We start from the raw sequence: 18,010 nt of genomic DNA, 5'->3' as shown, positions 1-18,010 counted from the left end.
AAACAGTTATTCGGGTCGCCGGTTCGGGGCCCTGTTGAAAAGGCTAGGGAATGAATTTTCGTGCACTGACGATTGTCGGTATCCTGCTCGCCATTCTGGCGGTCGGCTATGCGGTGGTGAGCAAGAACACCTATTCGGCGGCGCCCAAGGAAATGACCTATTCCGTGCTCAAGGAGCGCGTGAACAAGGGTGAGATTGCCGAGGCCGAGTTCGATCGCGATCAGGCCCTGATCATCGATACCCAGAAGCAGAAGTACAAGGTCGTCACGCCGTATCCGAACAGCGATACTGCCGACTGGCTCGATTCCAAGGGCGTCAAGGTCAAGATGAAGACGGTCACCACGCCGTTTCTGGTCTCGCTCCTGTCCGGGCTCCTGCCGATCATTCTGATCATAGGTATCTGGCTGTTCTTCATGCGCCAGATGCAGGGCGGCGGCCGCGGGGCCATGGGCTTTGGCAAGTCGAAGGCGCGCCTTCTGACCGAGCACAAGCACAAGGTCGTCTTCGCCGATGTGGCAGGTGTAGACGAGGCCAAGGAAGAATTGCAGGAGGTCGTCGACTTCCTGAAAGACCCGACCAAGTTCCAGAAGCTGGGCGGCAAGATTCCCAAGGGCGCGCTGCTGGTCGGCCCTCCGGGTACCGGTAAGACCATGCTGGCCCGTGCCGTGGCCGGTGAAGCGGGTGTGCCCTTCTTCTCGATCTCGGGTTCGGACTTCGTCGAAATGTTCGTCGGCGTCGGCGCGTCGCGCGTCCGCGACATGTTCGAACAGGCCAAGAAGAACGCGCCGTGCATCATCTTCATCGACGAAATCGACGCCGTCGGTCGCCATCGCGGCGCCGGTCATGGCGGCGGTAACGATGAGCGCGAACAGACCCTCAACCAGTTGCTGGTCGAGATGGACGGCTTCGAGGCGCAGGAAGGCATCATTATTATCGCCGCGACCAACCGTCCGGACGTGCTGGATTCGGCGCTGCTGCGTCCGGGCCGTTTCGACCGTCAGGTGACCGTGCCGAACCCCGACCTGACCGGTCGTGAAGCCATCCTGCGCGTCCATATGCGCAATGTGCCGCTGGCCGTCGATGTCGATGTCAAGGTTATCGCGCGCGGTACGCCGGGCTTCTCGGGGGCCGACCTCGCCAACCTGGTCAACGAAGCGGCGCTGATGGCGGCGCGCAAGGACCGCAAGCTGGTCACCATGAAGGACTTCGAAGACGCCAAGGACAAGGTCCTGATGGGTGCCGAGCGCAAGTCGATGGCCATGTCGGAAGAAGAGAAGAAGCTGACCGCCTATCACGAAGGGGGCCACGCCATCGTGGCGCTGAAAACCCCCGAAGCCGATCCGGTGCACAAGGCGACGATCATCCCGCGGGGTCGCGCGCTGGGCATGGTCATGCAGTTGCCGGAAGGCGACCGTTATTCGCAGAACTACGTGCAGATGACGTCGCGTCTGGCTATCCTGATGGCGGGCCGCGTCGCCGAAGAGGTCATTTTCGGCAAGGAAAAGATCACGTCCGGTGCGTCTTCGGATATCCAGCAGGCGACCCGTCTGGCCAAAGCCATGGTCACCCGCTGGGGCTATTCGGACCAGCTGGGTCTGGTCAATTACAAGGACTCCGAGGATGAGCACGGGGCCTTTGGCCGCGACGTGTCGGAAGTCACTGCTCAGACCATCGACTCGGAAATCCGCCGTCTGGTTCAGGCCGGGTATGACGACGCCAAGCGCATCCTGACCGAAAACGAAGAGGCGCTGCATCGTCTGGCGAAAACCCTGCTCGATATCGAAACCCTGACCGGTGAAGAAATCGAGAAGGTGCTGCGTGGCGAAGAGATCATCCGCGACGAGGAAACCGGCGTACTGATCGAAAACGCCACGCATCTGGCGGTGCCGACGACCGACGATCCGGTCCCTGTGCCGGTCGTGCCCGATACCGGCGTACCTGAGGTCAAGGAACAGGCTTAAGACACGAAAGCGGGTAGGGAAACCTGTCCGCTTTTCTTTTACCCGATTTCAGCGCATATTGCGCCGATGTCCGGATACGACGCCCTTATTGAAACCCTGAATAATCTGGCGCCTGATATGCGCCGGAAGGGGGTTGCGCATCTGTTTCTTTTCGGATCACATGCGCGCAATGAAGCGTCTGCCGACAGCGACGTGGACCTGTTTCTGGATTTTGACGATCCCCGCTTCAATCTCTTTGATTTGATGGATGTGAAGCGGCTTGTAGAGGATCAGACAGGTCGAAGCGTCGACCTTATGACGCGCAACAGCCTGCATCCGCGCTTTCGATCGGACATTGAGCGCTCGGCCATACAGGTCTTCTGATGGCGCGGTCGGTTAAGGCGCGGGTCGATGATATGCGCGATGCCATAACCGGTATCCGTGAAACCTTGAACGGCGTTGATTTCGAGACTTACTGTGGTTCGTGGTTGTTGCAACGCGCCACGGAAAGAGGATTGGAAATCATTTCCGAGGCTAGCCGGTCCCTGCCGGCAGACTGGAAGGCGGCAAACCCGCATATTCCGTGGCCGCACATCGCGGCTATCGGCAATGTCCTGCGACATGAATATCAGCGGACTGAACCTCTGATTATCTGGAATATCGTTCAGGACGCGCTGAGTGATCTGGAAGACGCTCTGCGCCAATTTGAATAGGTGCCCACCTATCACCGCTATTTATGACGCACCTGCAAACATGGTTGATGAAAACCTTATCGGACTCGATTCCGTTATCACATTGTTAAGGCCGTTCTGGTTTTCTGGGGCGCTTAGCATCCTGCGTTTGGTCCGCCCGCATTGGCCCTGAATGAGCCGGTGGCGGCGGTCCGTGTAGAGGGTGCCATCGTACCACGAAGCAAGGACAGAATATGCCCGCCGTCGTCAGAGGGGGTCGTCGCCAGCCTAATTCAGGCATGGCCGCTCCGCAAAGCAAGGCTCCCGCCAAATCCGCACCGAAACGTTCGGGCGCGCGCGAAACCGGCAAGCTGCGCCTGATCGGCGGCGTGCCCATGCCGAACGAGCTGACGGCGTGGTTGGCTTTCGGCGGTATTGGTATGCTGATGAGCGTCGTGCTGCTAACCGGCGGCCGGGCGGAAACCCTTCGCACCGGTATCGTCAATTTCACCGACGGACGCATCGCGGCGATCGGGGTCAATCTGCAGAATGTCCGCCTTCAAGGCGTGTCCGACGTGGCGCGCGGCGACATCAAGGGCGCACTGAAATTCGAACGCGGTCAGCCGATCGCCCTGATGGACCTCAACAAGGTCAAGTCCGACGTCGAATCCATCGGCTGGGTCAAGTCCGCCGTCGTCCGCCGTCAGTTGCCGGATCAGCTGATCATCACCGTCACCGAGCGCCCGCGTCTGGCCGTCTGGCAGTTTCAGGGCAAGACCCAGGTCATCGACGACACCGGTCAGGTCATCCCCGAAGCGCATGAAGCGCAGTTCCGCGACCTGCCGCTGCTGGTCGGCGAGGGGGCCAATGAGTCCGCGTCCGAGATCGTGCAACTGCTGCAGGCGCGTCCGGACCTGCAATCGCGCGTCTGGGCCTATGTGCGCGTCGACACGCGCCGCTGGGACATCCGCCTGAAGAACAACACCATCATCAAGCTGCCGGCCCTCGATCAGGAAGACGCGCTCAACCGCCTCGACGTCCTTATCAGCCAGCAGCGCATCCTCGATCAGGGGCTGGCGGTCATCGACCTGCGCGACCCCGGTGCCCTGGTCGTCAAACCCTTTGAAAACTCCTGATTACGCCTCAGGTTTTTGGTCGCGATATTGCCGCCGAAAACCGCTCACACTTTTCGGCATATCGCTTTAGGAAGTTCCCATGTCGCGTCTCGAAGATCGTAAACTGGCCAAGGACATCGCCAAGTCGGGCGGCAAGAACCATGCCCGTCCTGATACGACGCCGCGCATGGCGGTCACGCCGGGCATCGTGGCCTCGCTCGATCTGGGCGCGTCGAAGATCGGCTGCTTCATCATGAAGCCGGACGGGGTGCGCACCTCCGACCATTCGATCCGCGTGGCGGGCGTCGGTTACGTGCAGTCGCGCGGCATCCGCGCTGGCGGCATCATCGACATGGAAGCCGCCGCCACCGCCATCGCTCAGGCCGTCGAACGCGCCGAAGCCATGGCCAATGTTTCGGTGCAGGGCGTTCGCGTCTCGGTGCCGGGGGCGCAGACCGCCTCGCATCGCGTCTTCGCGCAGGTGTCGCTGGGCCTGAAACCCGTCTCCGACGAAGACCTCAACCGCGCCATTGCCTCGGGTCTGGCGCAGGTACGCTTCCCCAACCGCCGCACCATCCACCTGTTGCCGGTGTCGTGGTCAGTCGACGGGCAGGGCGGGGTGCGCGATCCGCGCAACCTGACGGGCCGCGCGCTGGGGCTGGAACTGCTGGTCGTCACCATCGACGAGAACGTCTTCAACAATATTATGCAGTGCGTCGCCATGGCGCACCTTGAGGTGCAGGCCATCGTCTCGGCGCCGCTGGCCGCTGCGGTGGCCGCGCTGGAAGAGGACGAGAAGGAACTGGGGGCCATCTGCATCGATATGGGCGCGTCGTGCACCACGGCGGCGGTCTTCTGCAACGGCTCGCTGATCCACGTCGATTGCCTGAACGTCGGTGGGGCGCACGTCACCGCCGATATCGCGCGCGGCCTGTCGACCACTCTGGCCGGTGCCGAGCGCGTCAAGACCCTGCACGGGTCGGCCATCGCCTCGGCCAACGAAGACCGCGAAATGGTCGAAGCGCCGCCACGCGGTGACGACGCGGGGGCCGCGCCCATCTCCGTGCCGCGCTCGATCCTGAAAGGCATCATCGCGCCGCGCGTCGAGGAAACCTTCGAACTGCTGCGCGAAAAGCTGAAGGCCTCTGGTGTCATGATCGATCCCGGTGCAGGCATCGTCCTGACCGGCGGCGCGTCGCAACTGGCGGGCGTTCGCGAACTGGCCGTGCGCGTCTTTGATCGTCCCGTCCGTCTGGGCAAGCCCAAGCGCGTGCCGCATCTGGCCGATGCCGCCGCCGGTCCGGCCTTCTCGGCCTGCGCGGGCGTCATTCTGCGCACGCTCTATGGCCCGCGCGACGTCGTCCCGGCGCGCAAGATCATGACCGCGCGCCTGTCGACCAAGGACACCGCCAGCGCCGGAACCGGCCCGATCGTCACCCGTGTCATGGACTGGCTGCGCCAAAACCTCTGAGACAACTCGGTTTCGCTACGCAAAAACGCCCGCTGGTTCAGCGGGCGTTTTTGCGTTCGGCCTGTCCACACCTACCGTATTCATCCACAGCTAAGGGCGTGGCCTGATCGCGCATCTGTGATCGGTCTGCGGTAGCCTGTGGATGATTTGGCGTTAAGGATTTTGCGCATAATGGTGAAGCGGCGTTAACCATTTTGTCAGCAAAATGGCGAACTTGACCGGTATTGTGAGTCATTTTTGACTCACCTTCGACTCAATCGTCGCGCAGGATTCATAAGTTGGTAACTTTTGTTAAATTTTATTATCTTTCCCCCTTCAAAACGGCGCGACTCAAGTTATCCGGTAACTATTCATTAAGCATATTCGATGTCTGATGGAGCTTCTCAATGAAAGCGCCAAGGTCGAAGAATTAGCGAAAGCTTTGACGCCCGATGACAGGGTTCCCCGCCCGGGGGTAATAGAAGGTTGGTCTGATCACATGGCTATTCATCTTTCGGCGCCGCGCGCCACGGAACTCAAGCCTCGTATCGTTGTGTTCGGAGTCGGTGGTGCCGGGGGCAACGCCGTCAACAACATGATCGAGGCCGGTCTGGAAGGCGTCGAATTCGTCGTCGCCAATACGGACGCCCAGCAGCTTCAGTTCGCCAAGACCGACCGCCGCGTGCAGTTGGGCGTCTCCCTGACGCAGGGCCTCGGCGCGGGCGCGCATCCCGAAGTCGGCATGACCGCCGCCGAAGAGTCGGCGCATGAGATCGCCGAGCACCTCGAAGGCGCGCACATGGTCTTCATCACCGCCGGTATGGGCGGCGGCACCGGCACCGGCGCGGCCCCGATCATCGCCAAGACGGCGCGTGAACGCGGCATCCTGACCGTCGGCGTGGTGACCAAGCCCTTCATGTTCGAAGGCCGTCACCGTATGCGTCTGGCCGATGCGGGCATCGCCGAGCTGCAACGCTATGTCGATACCCTGATCGTCATCCCGAACCAGAACCTGTTCCGTATCGCCAACGAGCGCACGACCTTTGCCGAAGCCTTCGGCATGGCCGACCAGGTCCTGCATTCGGGCGTCCGCTCGATCACCGACCTGATGGTCCTGCCGGGCCTGATCAACCTCGATTTCGCCGACGTGCGCTCGGTCATGTCCGAAATGGGCAAGGCCATGATGGGCACGGGCGAAGCCTCGGGCGACGACCGCGCCCTGCAAGCCGCTCAGAACGCCATCGCCAACCCGCTGCTGGACGAAACCTCGCTCAAGGGCGCCAAGGCCGTGCTGGTCAACGTCACCGGCGGTCTCGACATGACTCTGCTCGAAGTTGACGAAGCGGCCAACGCCATCTCGTCGGAAGTCGATCCGGACGCCAATATCATCTTCGGCGCGGCCTTCGATCCGACGCTGGAAGGCAAGCTGCGCGTTTCGGTCGTCGCGACCGGCATGGACTCCGCCGCCGCCCAGCAGCAGCCGCCGGTTCAGCAGCCGTCCGTGTCGCAGAACCCGCGTCAGTCGGTCTATATCACGCCGGGCCGTCCGGGCACCGCTCAGTCTGTTCCGGCAGCGCAACCCGTGCAAGCTGCCGCGCCGCAACCGGCACCTCAACCTGCACCAGTGCAACACACGCCCGCGCCTCAGCCGGAACTGCGCCCGGAGCCGACCATTTCTACGCCGCGTCCCAACCTGTTTGACGAACCGACGGTGACCGCTCAGGCCCCCGCACCGCAGCCGCAATACCAGCCGCAGCCGGAACCGCGCGTGATCGCCAAGATCGTCGATCCGTCGGTCGAGGACGAGTTCGATATCCCCGCCGCCCCGGTGGCGCGTGAAATTCCGCAACGTCCGGCCGCCGGTTACGGCACTGTGCGCCCGCAGGAGCCGATTCGCGCGCCGCAGCCGCAACAGCGCCCGCTCGCCGAAGACGACAACCGTGGCGGCCTGTGGCGCGGCCTGTTCCCGAACCGTCAGCGTAACGAAGCGCCGGCCCCTGACTATCGTCAGCCGGCCCCTCAGCCGCAGTCCTATGCCCCGGCACCGCAAGCGCAACCGGCCCCTCAACCGCGCGTCGAGCCGCAACAAACTGCGGAGGTGGAGGACGATCTTGAGATCCCGTCGTTTCTTCGCCGCCTTGCAAACTAAGCCGGATACGAACGATAAATACTGATCTAGCCCGCTGGAAACAGCGGGCTTTTTCATGTTTAAGGCTTTTGCTTAACGCGCATCTTATCCGAAAACCGCTACACACTTTTCGGGATGCGCTTTACGGTAAACACAGTAATAATTCCTCAACGATTTTGACCGACCTGTGGCCGCAAAGCCTTAATTGGCCTTATTTTCAGCGTTACAAACCGTAATTCATGTTTAGTTGAGCCCACCCCCCGTGCGGGGGTATAAGATGACCCATGCGGAAGGATTCCGCGTCTCTTATTTAGGTTTTGCGTACATGTCGCCTGATCATCACGAACATACGATTGCGGTTCCCGCCATCTGCGCCGGTGTCGGTTTGCACACCGGTCAGCGTGTGCGTCTGTCCGTGCGCCCGGCTCAGGCCGGTGCCGGTATCGTCTTCGTGCGCACCGACATTACCGATCGCGACAACCGCGTCCCGGCGCGTGCCGACCTCGTCACGCAGACGCGTCTCGGCACCGTCATTACCAATGCCGACGGCGTTTCGGTCTCGACCATCGAGCACCTGATGGCGGCTCTGTCGGCGCTGGGCGTCGACAATGCGCAGATCGAAATGGACGGTCCGGAAGTGCCGATCATGGACGGCTCGTCGCTGCCCTTCGTGCAACTGCTCGATCAGGCCGGTTTCCGCCGTCAGTTCCTGCCGCAGAGCTTCATCGAAATCCTGAAGCCGGTGACGGTCATCGAAGGCGACAAGCGCGCCTCGCTGACCCCGGCCGATCGCTTTGAAATGCACTTCGAAATCGACTTTGAGTCGGCCGTCATCGGCCATCAGGAAGTCGATCTGGTCATCACCGAGGACAGCTTCCGCACGGAACTGGCTGCCGCCCGTACCTTCGGTTTCATCGAAGGTGTCGAGGCCCTGCGCGCCGCCGGTCTGGCCCGCGGCGGCTCGATGGACAATGCCGTCGTCATCGACGGCGACCGCGTCCTGAACGCCGAAGGCCTGCGCTTCGTCGACGAATTCGTCCGTCACAAGGCGCTGGACGCTATCGGCGACCTGTACGTTCTGGGCATGCCCATTCTTGGCAGGTTTGAAGGAATTCGTGCCGGCCACGGCCTTAATAATGCCCTCGTTCGCGAACTACTGTCGCAACCGGAGGCCTACCGCGTGGTGACCCGCGCCCCGTCGCTGCAACAGGCGGGGTAAGGCTGCTCACGAAAAGCAGTTGGCGTTTGCTAATGCCTATTGTAGAGCTATCCTCCATAAATCGTTAAGCCTGTCGGGTGCGATCGCCCGATGAAGTGAGGATACACCGTGCCGGCCATCTCCAAGTCGACCTCTTCTCTCAAGAAAGCGGGCCTCATTGCCTTGGCCGCTCTGGCCGCGACGACGGCGCTGTCCGGCTGCGCCGGAAAGGGCCGTCCGCAAACGCGTCTGGTCTATGAAGAGCGCCCGGTCGAATCCCTCTACAATATGGGCATGACCCGCCTCGACCAGAAGAGCTGGAACGAGGCCATCGACTATTTCGAAGAGGTCGAGCGTCAGCATCCCTATTCGGAATGGTCGCGCCGCTCGATCGTCATGGAAATCTACGCCAATTATCAGGCGAACAACTATGCGGAATCGACCGCAGCGGCCGAACGCTTCATCAAGCTTTATCCCGGCTCGACCCTGACGCCCTATGCCTACTACATGCGGGCGATCAACTATTTCGAGCAGATCGTCGATGTGGGCCGCGATCAGGCCTATACCGAAACGGCGCAGTCCTATCTGCGCGAGATCGTTCAGCGCTATCCGGGCACCGAATATGCCCGCGACGCGCAGGTGAAGCTGGACATGGTCTATGATCAGCTGGCCGGCAAGGAAATGGAAATCGGGCGGTATTACCTCTCCGACAACCAGCCTCTGGCGGCGCTGGGCCGTTTCAAGACGGTCATCACCAAGTATCAGACGACCAGCCACGCCCCGGAAGCCCTGTACCGTCTGGTCGAGGCCAATCTGATGATGGGCATCACGGATGAGGCCAACCGCAACGCCGCCGTGCTGGGCTATAACTACCCCGGTGACCGCTGGTACGCCGCCGCCTACAAGCTGATGAAGGAGCGCGGTCAGGCCATGGACGTCAAACCGCTGCCGATCGCGGAACGCACCACGGATAAACCGGCGAAAAAAGAACAAAAAGAGAAAAAAAGCTGGCTAAGCCGCATCAACCCGATGTAATCTGATGGCCTTCGGTGAAAACCGAAGGCCTTTTGGTATCAGGGACTCCATGCTTACACGCCTTTCGATTCAGGACGTCGTGCTTGTCGACCGGCTGGACCTCGATGTCCGCTCCGGCCTGTCGGTGCTGACCGGGGAAACCGGCGCCGGTAAATCCATCATTCTCGATTCGCTGGGTCTGGCGACGGGTGCGCGCGGCGACGCGGGCCTGATCCGCAGTGGCGCGCCGCAGGCTTCGGTCACGGCGGAATTTGAGCTGGGCACGGAGCATCCCCTTTACGATTTCCTCGAAGACAAGGGGCTGGCGCTGGCCGTCGGTGAGCCGCTGCTGCTGCGCCGCGTGGTCAGCCGCGACGGGCGCTCCAAAGCCTTCGTCAACGACCAGTCCGTGTCGGTCGCCGTGCTGAAGGCGCTGGGCGACAGCCTGCTGGAGGTCCACGGTCAGCACGAGACGGTCGGCCTGCTCGATCCGCGTACGCACGGGGCCATGCTCGACACTTATGGTGCCTGCGAAGGGGCGCTGGCGGCGACCTCGGCGGCCTATCGCACGCTGAAGGGCCTGCGCGATCAGTATCGCGACCTCAAGCGGCAATCGGAAAACGCCGCCGCCGAAATCGAGGAACTGACCCTGCGTTTACAGGAGTTAGACCGCCTGAACCCGCAGCCGGACGAAGAGGCGCAACTGGCCTCGGAACGCTCGCTGCTGGGGGCATCCGAGCGGGCGCTGGAGGATATCAACGAGGCGCGGACGACCATCGGCGGCGACCAGTTGTCGCAGCGTCTGGCCAAGGCCTTCCGCGCGCTTGATCACGCCCGAACGCGCGCCCAGCAGGCCGGGGCGACCGAGGGCAATGCCGTGTTGACGGCCCTGTCCCAAGCCGCCGAGGCGCTGGATCGCACCCTGATCGCGGCGGACGAGGCCATCGCCCTGATCGACGCGGCGGGCTATGCGCTGGATGTCGAACCGGGCAAGCTGGACAAGGTCGAGGAGCGCCTGTTCGCGCTCAGGGCCATGGCGCGCAAGCTGAACGTACTGGTCGAGGACCTGCCGGCGACGCGAGCGAAGATGGCGCAGTCGCTGGGCCAGATCGAGGACGCCGACGCGCAACTGCGCAAGCTCCAGACCGAGATCAAGGCGGCAGAAGTGGCCTTCCACGCGGCGGTCGAGGCTCTTCGCGCCAAACGCGCGGCGGCGGGCGAGCAGCTGAGCCGCGCGGTGATGGCCGAGCTGGTGCCCCTGAAACTGGACAAGGCGGCGTTTCGAGTGGCGATCCGGTCGCTTGAACCCGAAAAATACACGGCCAATGGCGGTGACGTCGTGGCCTTCGAAGTGCGCACCAATCCGGGGGCAGAGTGGGGCGGCATGGCAGCCATTGCGTCGGGCGGCGAACTGGCGCGTTTTGCTCTGGCCCTGAAAGCCGCGCTTGCCACCCGTGGCGGCGAAGATACACGTGGTCCCGTCATGATTTTCGATGAGGTCGATCAGGGCGTCGGCGGCGCGGTCGCCGATGCGGTGGGCCTGCGTCTGCGTAAACTGGCGGCGGCGTCTCAGGTTATCGTCGTCACGCACTCGCCGCAGGTGGCGGCACGCGGCGATCAGCATCTGAAAGTGTCCAAGGCCGATACGGGCGAGGGCGTGCGGTCGCGTGTCGTGCAACTGACGAAGGACGAGACGCTTGAAGAACTGGCGCGGATGTTGTCCGGTGCCGAGATCACCCCCGAAGCCCGTGCGGCGGCCATTGCACTGGTGAAGGGGTAAAACTTTTCCCTCTCCCTGAGGGAGAGGCGGGGCGGCCCGTGCCGTGGACTGCAAGGCCGGGTGAGGGGGAACTGCTCGTCCACGGCTCATTCTAACCTTTCCCCCTCACCTGGGCTACGCCCACCCAACGCTGGCGAAAGCTATACTTTCGCTGACGCTATACCCTCAGGGAGAGGGGGAAGATAAGAAAATGACCACCGAGACACCTGACACCGCGCGCGCGCACCACGAACAGCTTTCGACAGAGATCAAGCATCACCGCGATCTCTACTACAATCAGGAAGCGCCCGAAATCTCCGACGCCGACTACGACGCGCTGGAGCGCGAATTGCGTCAGCTTGAGGCCGACTATCCCGACCTGCATACGGTCGAGAGCCCGACCGAGCAGGTCGGCGCCGAGATCAGCACCAAGTTCGCGCCGGTCACCCACGGCGTGCCGATGCTGTCGCTCGACAACGCCTTCGCCGCCGCCGACGTGGCCGATTTCGAGAAGAGTATCCGCCGCTTTCTGCGTCTGCCCGACGACGAGGCGCTGGGCTTTGCCGCCGAGCCCAAGATCGACGGCGTGTCGTGTTCGATCCTCTATGTCAATGGCACGCTGACGCGGGCGGCGACGCGTGGTGACGGTCGCACGGGCGAGGACATCACCGAGAACGTCCGCACCATCGCCGACATCCCGCACGTCCTGAGCGGCACCAGTCACCCCGAACGCATCGAGATCCGTGGTGAGGTCTATTACCCTTTGCAGGCCTTTGCCGACATGAACGCCAAGGCGGTGGAGGAGGGGACCAAGACCTTCGCCAATCCGCGCAATGCGGCGTCGGGCGCGCTGCGGCAACTGGATGCCAAGATCACTGCCTCACGGCCCTTGCGCTTCTTCGCCTATACCTGGGGCGAGATATCGGACCCCAATTTCGTCGCCACCCAGACCGAGGCGCTGGCTAGGTTCCGCGAGTGGGGTTTTCAGGTCAATCCGCGTTCCGCCTGCGTCGAAAATGCCGAAGGTCTGCTCAAGGTTTACGACGCCATCATGCTCGACCGCTCCGGGCTGGGCTACGATATCGATGGTGTGGTCTACAAGGTCGACCGCCTCGACTATCAGCGCCGGCTGGGCTTTGTGTCGCGCTCGCCGCGCTGGGCCATCGCGCACAAATTCCCCGCCGAACAGGCCCTGACTCACCTCAAGGCCATCGACATTCAGGTCGGGCGTATCGGCACTCTAACACCCGTGGCAAGGCTGGAACCGGTGACGGTCGGCGGCGTGGTGGTGTCGAACGTGACCCTGCACAATGCGGATGAGATCGCGCGCAAGGACGTGCGCATCGGCGATCTGGTCCGGGTGCAGCGCGCCGGTGACGTGATCCCGCAGATCGTCGGGGTCGAACTGAGTGAGCGCCCCGCGACCGCCGAACCCTATGAATTTCCCTCCCTTTGTCCGTGCCCGCTGAAAACCGAGGTGGTGCGCGAAACCAACCTCAAGGGCGAGGAAGGTGTGGCGCGGCGCTGTACGGGCGATCACGCCTGCCCGCATCAGCGCGTCGAATATCTTAAATACGTCGTCAGTCGTAAGGTACTCGATATCGAGGGGCTGGGGGAAAAGCAGCTTCAGAAATTCAGCGAGGAGGGCCTGATCCGCGAACCGGCGGACATCTTCACGCTGGAGGCGCGGGACAAGCTGTCCCTGACGCCGCTACGCAATCGCGAAGGCATGGGCGAGACCTCGGCGCGCAACCTGTTCGCCGCCATCGAGGACCGCCGCACCCTGCCGCTAGACCGCTTCATCGCGGCGCTCGGCATCAAGGGGGTCGGCGAGACGACGGCGCGGCTGCTGGCGCGCGCCTACGGCTCTGAGGCCGCCTTCCATGAAGCGATGCGCGGTCTGGCGGATGATGAGGCGACGCGCGAGGCCCTGGCCAATATGGATCAGGTCGGGCCGTCTCTGGTCGCGGCCCTGATCGAGTTTTTCGGCAACGACCACAATATCGGCATCTATGAGCGGTTCCGCAAACAGGTGGCAGTGCAGGACGCCGAAGCCGTCGCCGCCGACTCGTCGGTCTCGGGCAAGACGGTCGTGTTTACCGGCACGCTGGAGAAGATGACGCGTGACGAAGCCAAGGCGCAGGCCGAACGGCTGGGGGCCAAGGTGGCGGGCTCGGTATCGGCCAAAACGCATATCGTGGTGGCCGGGCCCGGCGCGGGCTCAAAGCTCAAGAAGGCGGCCGAACTGGGCGTTCAGGTCATGACAGAGGACGAGTGGCTGGCGTTTATTTCGTAATCCCTTCTCCCTGAGGGAGAAGGTGGCCGATAGGCCGGATGAGGGGGAAATGGTTAGAGCGAGCGCGGAATCAGCAGTTCCCCCTCACCCGGTCTCGCTATGCTCGACCACCCATCGCTTGCGAAAGCTATACTTTCGCTGCGCTATACCCTCAGGTAGAGGGGATTAAGCTTTTCGGTGAATAGCCGGGCCAGCAGGTGCCCGGCTTTTGGCTGCCCCCACGCTGGCTGTCGCACGGCGTCGAACAGGCGCTCATGCAGAGCAGGGACATCGTCAGCAGGGCAAGGGCGGCTTTGCGCATCGACCTCAATCGTAGGCCTGCGCGAAATAGGCCTGCTCCTGCGCATTCAGGGCCGGTTCGGCGAACAGCGCCTGATCCAGCAGACTGAGCGCGCCGAAGAAGGCGACCAGACCGGCGATGAAACCCAGGCCGATCAGGCGGTGGCTGACATGCGGCGCGGTCGGGGTGACGACGCTGTGCGGCGTGTGGCCGACGGTGAAGTCACCGAAACGGTCAGTGGCAGGTTGGAAGACGCCGTCGATATGAGCTGTGGCAGGCATGATGTCCCTCCGGAACGCTACGAACTTACTCCACCTTACGAAGTCGGGGATAAGAGGTAAGTCGGAGACCGGAGGAACAAAGATAAAGGCGGCGTAAGCTGGTTATCTCAACCTTAACCTAGAGTGGAGCGCAGACGGCTTTCAGCCAGTTTGCAACGTCCGGCTTTACGCGCGGCGTCAGAAGCTCAAGCACCTTGGCATGATAATCGTCCATATAGGTGCGCTCGGCTTCGGTCAGCAGCGCCACCTCGATCAGGCTGCGGTCGATAGGGGCCCAGGTCAGGTTGGCAAAGCCCAGCATCGGGCGCTCGCCGCCGTCGATGGGCGCGGCGTCGGTGACGTATTGCAGGTTCTCGATGCGGATGCCGAAATCGTTGGCCTTGTAGAAGCCGGGCTCGTTCGAGACGATCATGCCGGGTTGCAGGGCGTATCGGTTGAGCGCCTTGGCGATGCGCTGCGGGCCTTCGTGGACGCCGAGATAGACGCCGACGCCGTGGCCGGTGCCGTGGTCGTAGTCGAAACCGGCGTTCCACAGGAACTGCCGCGCCAGCACATCGAGGTGCGTGCCGGTCGTACCCGCCGGGAAACGGATCGTGGCCAGAGCGATATGACCCTTGAGGACCAGGGTGAACATGCGTTTGTGTTCGGTGGTGGGGGTTCCGATCGCCATGGTGCGCGTCACGTCGGTCGTACCGTCGACATACTGCCCGCCGGAATCGACCAGCAGCAGGTTGCCATGGGCGATGCGGATATTGCTGGTCTCATTGACGCGGTAATGGGGCAGAGCCCCGTGCGGCCCGAAGCCAGAAATGGTGTCGAAGCTGAGATCCTTCACGACGCCCGAGGCGATGCGTAAGGTTTCCAGCTTCTGCGCCACCTCGATTTCCGAGGGCAGGGTGGTTTGCGCTTCCGTGGCGACCCAGTAGAGGAATTCGCTGAGGATCGCGCCGTCGCGAATATGGGCCTCGGTGGTGCCGCTGATTTCCGCCGCGTTCTTGCAGGCGCGCGGGACAAGGCACGGATCGTCGCCGGGGACGGGCCTTGCGCCCGCACGTTTCAGCGCATTGAGCCAGTAGGCCGAAGACAGGTTGGGGTCGATCAGGACGGCCTGACCGCTCAGCGCGCCGAGCGAGGCCGGGATATCGGCGGGGGTGAGCAGGGTGACTTCGTTGCCGAGCCATTCGCCGAGGCCCTCGGTGACCTTGGCGGGCTCAAGGAACAATTCAGCCGAGCCGTCGTCGCGCAGGATCGCCTGACCGAGCGGCAGGGGCGAGCGGATGACGTCGCCGCCGCGCACATTGAACAGCCACGCGATCGACGACGGGGCGGTGATCAGGGCGGCGGTGACGCCCTGCGCCTTCAGATGGGCGGCCAGTTCGGCGCGCTTGTCGGCGCTCGATACGCCGGCGTTTTCGAGCGGCTGCGGCACGACCGGTGTCACCGGCTGGGCCGGACGATCCGTCCACGCCAGATCGATGGGGTTAGGGGCCACGGCCTTGAGCGTGACGCCGGACAGGCTCGCGGCGGCTTCAAAATCACGCAAAGCGCTGGGGCTGTGCAGGGCCGGATCGTAGCCGAGCACCGTGTCCGACGGCAGCTCCGCGATATAGTCGGCGATGGCCGTGGCGGTGAAATCGACGACATCGAACACCGACGGGTCGGTCTGTTCGCGCGATTGCAGGGTGTAGCGACCGTCGGCGAACAGGGTCGCCGAGTCCTGCATGACCACCGCCGCGCCCGCCGAACCGGTAAAGCCGGACACCCAGGCCAGACGCTCGTTGGCGTCGGGTAGATACTCGTTCTGATGCTCATCCTCGTGCGGGACGAGCAGACCGTCGAGCCCCAGAGCGGTCAACTGTGCCCGCAAGGCCGCCACATTCGTCACGCCCTGCGCCGGGGTGGTGGTGACGTGATAGGTCTGAAAGACGGTGTCGGCGGTCATGTAGAGGCTCCTGAATCTCGTCCCTATATAGACCTTTGTCGGATGGTTTCAAACGGTACTTGAACCGGTTCAACACGTCTCCATGGTCGAGGCCCGGCCCGTATCGAGCACATAGGTCTCGCCCTTGCGCACATAGTGATCGACGAAGGACCGCGTGCCGCCATAGGTCACATCGAACGAGGCATTGGCGACGATCTTCGTGATCTTGCCCTCTATAGTGACGGGGTTGGCGTCGGTGGCGCCGCTGTTACTATAGACCATCGGTACAGTCGCGCGGGCCACCGGGCCGTCGGGCGTCAGTTCGGTCAGGGTCGTCCATGAACAGGTATAGCCCTGCCATGTGCCGCCGCCATCGGTTTCCAGCGTCGGGTTGCTGGCGAATTCGCTGCGTATCTGCGTCCCGGCGACCGCGCCGAAGCTGCCGCTTTCCAGCGCGGGGAGAAAGGCTTTCGTCACGGTGAAATGGTCACCTTCGGGTTTGAGGTAATGGACAGCGATCTTACCCGCGCTGGCGTGGCCGGGATTGTCGACCTTACCCTCGCTGATCAGGACCGGACCGAACGGTGCCGCGATCAGGTGCTTCGGCGTATAGGTGACGTTCTCAGAGGCGCGCAGGGTGGTTTGGCCCTTAAACGCCGCCTCGCTGGCTTTGCGGAGTTGCTGATCGGGCGAAAGGGTGGTGACGGTCGCCGCCGGGGCGGAAGTGGATATCGAGGCCGACATCGTATCGCTGTCCGGCGCGGCGGGGGTATCTATGTCGCGGCCTTTGACGAACAGCCAGATGGCGATCAGGATCAGGGCGATGAAGAACAGGCTGAACAGGAAGCCGAAAAAGCTGCCGCGCCGCCGCCGAACGGGAGCGGTTTCCGGCGCGGGCCTGACCGGCGGCAGACCGTCGTGCAGCAGGCGGGCTTTCTCGCGCTGGAATTCCTCTTCGGTCAGGGCGCCGTCGCGGCGCAGCGCGGCCAGGCGCTCCAGTTCGGTCAGGTGGGTATCGCTCATGCAAAAGGCTCCGGTTTGAGCCCAAAAACCTAAACCGGAGCCTGCAAAATTCCGATGGGTTTTACCCGCCGCGCTTTAAAACCAGCGTACACCACGCATCGCGGTGGAGGCGGCGCACGACGCGAAAGCCCTTCGACAGATAGGCCGCCTTGACGAAGCGCTCCTGCGTGCGCAGCAGACCCGACAGGATCACCGTGCCGCCGGGCTTAAGCGCGGTCTTGATCGACTGCGACAAACCTACCAATGGACGCGCGAGGATATTGGCGAAGACGAGGTCATAAGGCGCGTCTTTACGCACGTCCTTATGATCCAGGCCATTGGCCCAGACGAAGCGGGCCGCCGCCGAGTTCAGTTTGGCGTTCTCATTCGAAATGCGGACGCTGATCGCGTCGATATCGGTGCCGACGGCGAACTTCGTGCCGGTCTTGGCGGCGGCGATGGCCAGAACGCCGGTGCCCGCGCCGACATCCAGCACGCGCTCGAAGCGCTGCTTTTTCAGCAGATCGTTATAGGCCCACAGGCAGCCGACGGTCGTGCCGTGGTGCCCGGTGCCGAAGGCCGCCCCCGCTTCGATGCGCAGATTGACGGCATTGAGGGGCTTCTTGCCGCGGTCGTGAATGCCGTACACGAAGAATCTACCGGCGCGCACCGGTGGCAGACCCGACAGCGCCATGGCCAGCCAGTCGGCATCGGCCAGTTGATCGGCGGTGACGGTCAGTTCCGGATATTCACTCAAAAGTTCTTGTAAACGCTGATCTTCTTCCTCGGTCGTCGGGAAGGCGTCGATGCGCCAGATATTGCGGTCTTCGTCCTCTTCGAGGATCGAATAGGTCGCGCCTTCCAGCCAGGCGTCGCCGTCGATGGCCTCGGCGGCGGTTTCGGCGACTTGGCGAGGGCCTTTTGCTATGATTTGTTGTGGATTATAAGTCATGAC

General features: G+C 62.8%; 14 protein-coding genes. 10 read left to right on the top strand and 4 right to left on the bottom strand.

Going from position 1 to position 18,010, the window contains the following annotated elements; genetic code table 11:
* Positions 1-50: 50 nt before the first annotated feature.
* The 10 genes from ftsH (at position 51) to ligA (ending at position 13,571) form a co-directional block, all read left to right on the top strand.
* On the top strand, positions 51-1,961 hold the full coding sequence (gene ftsH, locus PQU92_RS12355; RefSeq protein ID WP_272748524.1) for an ATP-dependent zinc metalloprotease FtsH: 1,911 nt from the start codon (positions 51-53) through the stop codon (positions 1,959-1,961).
* A gap of 66 nt (positions 1,962-2,027) precedes the next feature.
* Positions 2,028-2,324: a nucleotidyltransferase family protein gene (locus PQU92_RS12350; RefSeq protein ID WP_272748523.1), complete on the top strand. Its 297-nt coding sequence runs from the start codon at positions 2,028-2,030 to the stop codon at positions 2,322-2,324.
* The gene (locus PQU92_RS12345) at positions 2,324-2,653 is read left to right on the top strand and encodes a HepT-like ribonuclease domain-containing protein (RefSeq protein WP_272748522.1); all 330 of its coding nucleotides are present in this window, start codon (positions 2,324-2,326) and stop codon (positions 2,651-2,653) included. Before PQU92_RS12350 ends, PQU92_RS12345 begins: the two co-directional genes overlap by 1 nt.
* 212 nt (positions 2,654-2,865) lie before the next feature.
* Positions 2,866-3,747 carry a cell division protein FtsQ/DivIB gene (locus PQU92_RS12340; RefSeq protein ID WP_272748521.1) on the top strand — a complete coding sequence of 294 codons (882 nt, stop codon included), beginning with the start codon at positions 2,866-2,868 and terminating at the stop codon, positions 3,745-3,747.
* A 166-nt stretch (positions 3,748-3,913) separates the two neighbouring features.
* Entirely contained in the window at positions 3,914-5,197 is a 1,284-nt protein-coding gene (ftsA, locus tag PQU92_RS12335) for a cell division protein FtsA (protein WP_438263823.1), read from the top strand.
* Between the two features lie 478 nt (positions 5,198-5,675).
* Complete coding sequence (gene ftsZ / locus PQU92_RS12330) at positions 5,676-7,325, top strand: cell division protein FtsZ (protein WP_272748519.1); 1,650 nt, start codon at positions 5,676-5,678, stop codon at positions 7,323-7,325.
* A gap of 304 nt (positions 7,326-7,629) precedes the next feature.
* A complete protein-coding gene (lpxC, locus tag PQU92_RS12325; RefSeq protein WP_272748518.1) occupies positions 7,630-8,523 on the top strand; it encodes a UDP-3-O-acyl-N-acetylglucosamine deacetylase in 894 nt (297 codons plus the stop codon).
* Between the two features lie 108 nt (positions 8,524-8,631).
* Positions 8,632-9,537, top strand: a complete 906-nt coding sequence (locus PQU92_RS12320) for an outer membrane protein assembly factor BamD (RefSeq protein WP_272748517.1) — start codon at positions 8,632-8,634, stop codon at positions 9,535-9,537.
* Positions 9,538-9,586: 49 nt separating this feature from the next.
* The gene (gene recN, locus PQU92_RS12315; RefSeq protein WP_272748516.1) at positions 9,587-11,296 is read left to right on the top strand and encodes a DNA repair protein RecN; all 1,710 of its coding nucleotides are present in this window, start codon (positions 9,587-9,589) and stop codon (positions 11,294-11,296) included.
* A gap of 190 nt (positions 11,297-11,486) precedes the next feature.
* Positions 11,487-13,571 (top strand): NAD-dependent DNA ligase LigA, encoded by a 2,085-nt coding sequence (gene ligA, locus PQU92_RS12310; RefSeq protein WP_272748515.1) that lies wholly within the window; start codon positions 11,487-11,489, stop codon positions 13,569-13,571.
* Between the two features lie 306 nt (positions 13,572-13,877).
* Here the strand turns inward: ligA and PQU92_RS12305 are convergent, their stop codons facing one another.
* From PQU92_RS12305 to PQU92_RS12290, 4 genes are all read right to left on the bottom strand, one after another.
* Positions 13,878-14,132: a hypothetical protein gene (locus tag PQU92_RS12305; protein ID WP_272748514.1), complete on the bottom strand. Its 255-nt coding sequence runs from the start codon at positions 14,130-14,132 to the stop codon at positions 13,878-13,880.
* Positions 14,133-14,250: 118 nt separating this feature from the next.
* Positions 14,251-16,074 carry an aminopeptidase P family protein gene (locus PQU92_RS12300; RefSeq protein WP_272748513.1) on the bottom strand — a complete coding sequence of 608 codons (1,824 nt, stop codon included), beginning with the start codon at positions 16,072-16,074 and terminating at the stop codon, positions 14,251-14,253.
* A 69-nt stretch (positions 16,075-16,143) separates the two neighbouring features.
* Positions 16,144-17,076, bottom strand: a complete 933-nt coding sequence (locus tag PQU92_RS12295; protein ID WP_272748512.1) for an SHOCT domain-containing protein — start codon at positions 17,074-17,076, stop codon at positions 16,144-16,146.
* Between the two features lie 61 nt (positions 17,077-17,137).
* Positions 17,138-18,007 (bottom strand): 50S ribosomal protein L11 methyltransferase, encoded by an 870-nt coding sequence (locus PQU92_RS12290; protein WP_272748511.1) that lies wholly within the window; start codon positions 18,005-18,007, stop codon positions 17,138-17,140.
* Positions 18,008-18,010 lie beyond the last annotated feature (3 nt).

Source organism: Asticcacaulis aquaticus, from assembly GCF_028550415.1.
Classification (GTDB): domain Bacteria; phylum Pseudomonadota; class Alphaproteobacteria; order Caulobacterales; family Caulobacteraceae; genus Asticcacaulis; species Asticcacaulis aquaticus.
The sequence above is the reverse complement of the archived record's forward strand: the minus strand, read 5'-3'. Positions and strand labels throughout refer to the sequence as shown.

Bases quoted from the DNA above. Each gene is read 5' to 3' on its own strand.
- PQU92_RS12345 (WP_272748522.1), top strand. From the start codon at position 2,324: ATGGCGCGGTCGGTTAAGGCGCGGGTCGATGATATGCGCGATGCCATA.
- ftsA (WP_438263823.1), top strand. From the start codon at position 3,914: ATGGCGGTCACGCCGGGCATCGTGGCCTCGCTCGATCTGGGCGCGTCG.
- lpxC (WP_272748518.1), top strand. From the start codon at position 7,630: ATGTCGCCTGATCATCACGAACATACGATTGCGGTTCCCGCCATCTGC.
- PQU92_RS12300 (WP_272748513.1), bottom strand. From the start codon at position 16,074: ATGACCGCCGACACCGTCTTTCAGACCTATCACGTCACCACCACCCCG.
- ftsZ (WP_272748519.1), top strand. From the start codon at position 5,676: ATGGCTATTCATCTTTCGGCGCCGCGCGCCACGGAACTCAAGCCTCGT.
- PQU92_RS12290 (WP_272748511.1), bottom strand. From the start codon at position 18,007: ATGACTTATAATCCACAACAAATCATAGCAAAAGGCCCTCGCCAAGTC.
- PQU92_RS12340 (WP_272748521.1), top strand. From the start codon at position 2,866: ATGCCCGCCGTCGTCAGAGGGGGTCGTCGCCAGCCTAATTCAGGCATG.
- ligA (WP_272748515.1), top strand. From the start codon at position 11,487: ATGACCACCGAGACACCTGACACCGCGCGCGCGCACCACGAACAGCTT.
- ftsH (WP_272748524.1), top strand. From the start codon at position 51: ATGAATTTTCGTGCACTGACGATTGTCGGTATCCTGCTCGCCATTCTG.
- PQU92_RS12350 (WP_272748523.1), top strand. From the start codon at position 2,028: ATGTCCGGATACGACGCCCTTATTGAAACCCTGAATAATCTGGCGCCT.
- PQU92_RS12305 (WP_272748514.1), bottom strand. From the start codon at position 14,132: ATGCCTGCCACAGCTCATATCGACGGCGTCTTCCAACCTGCCACTGAC.
- recN (WP_272748516.1), top strand. From the start codon at position 9,587: ATGCTTACACGCCTTTCGATTCAGGACGTCGTGCTTGTCGACCGGCTG.
- PQU92_RS12295 (WP_272748512.1), bottom strand. From the start codon at position 17,076: ATGAGCGATACCCACCTGACCGAACTGGAGCGCCTGGCCGCGCTGCGC.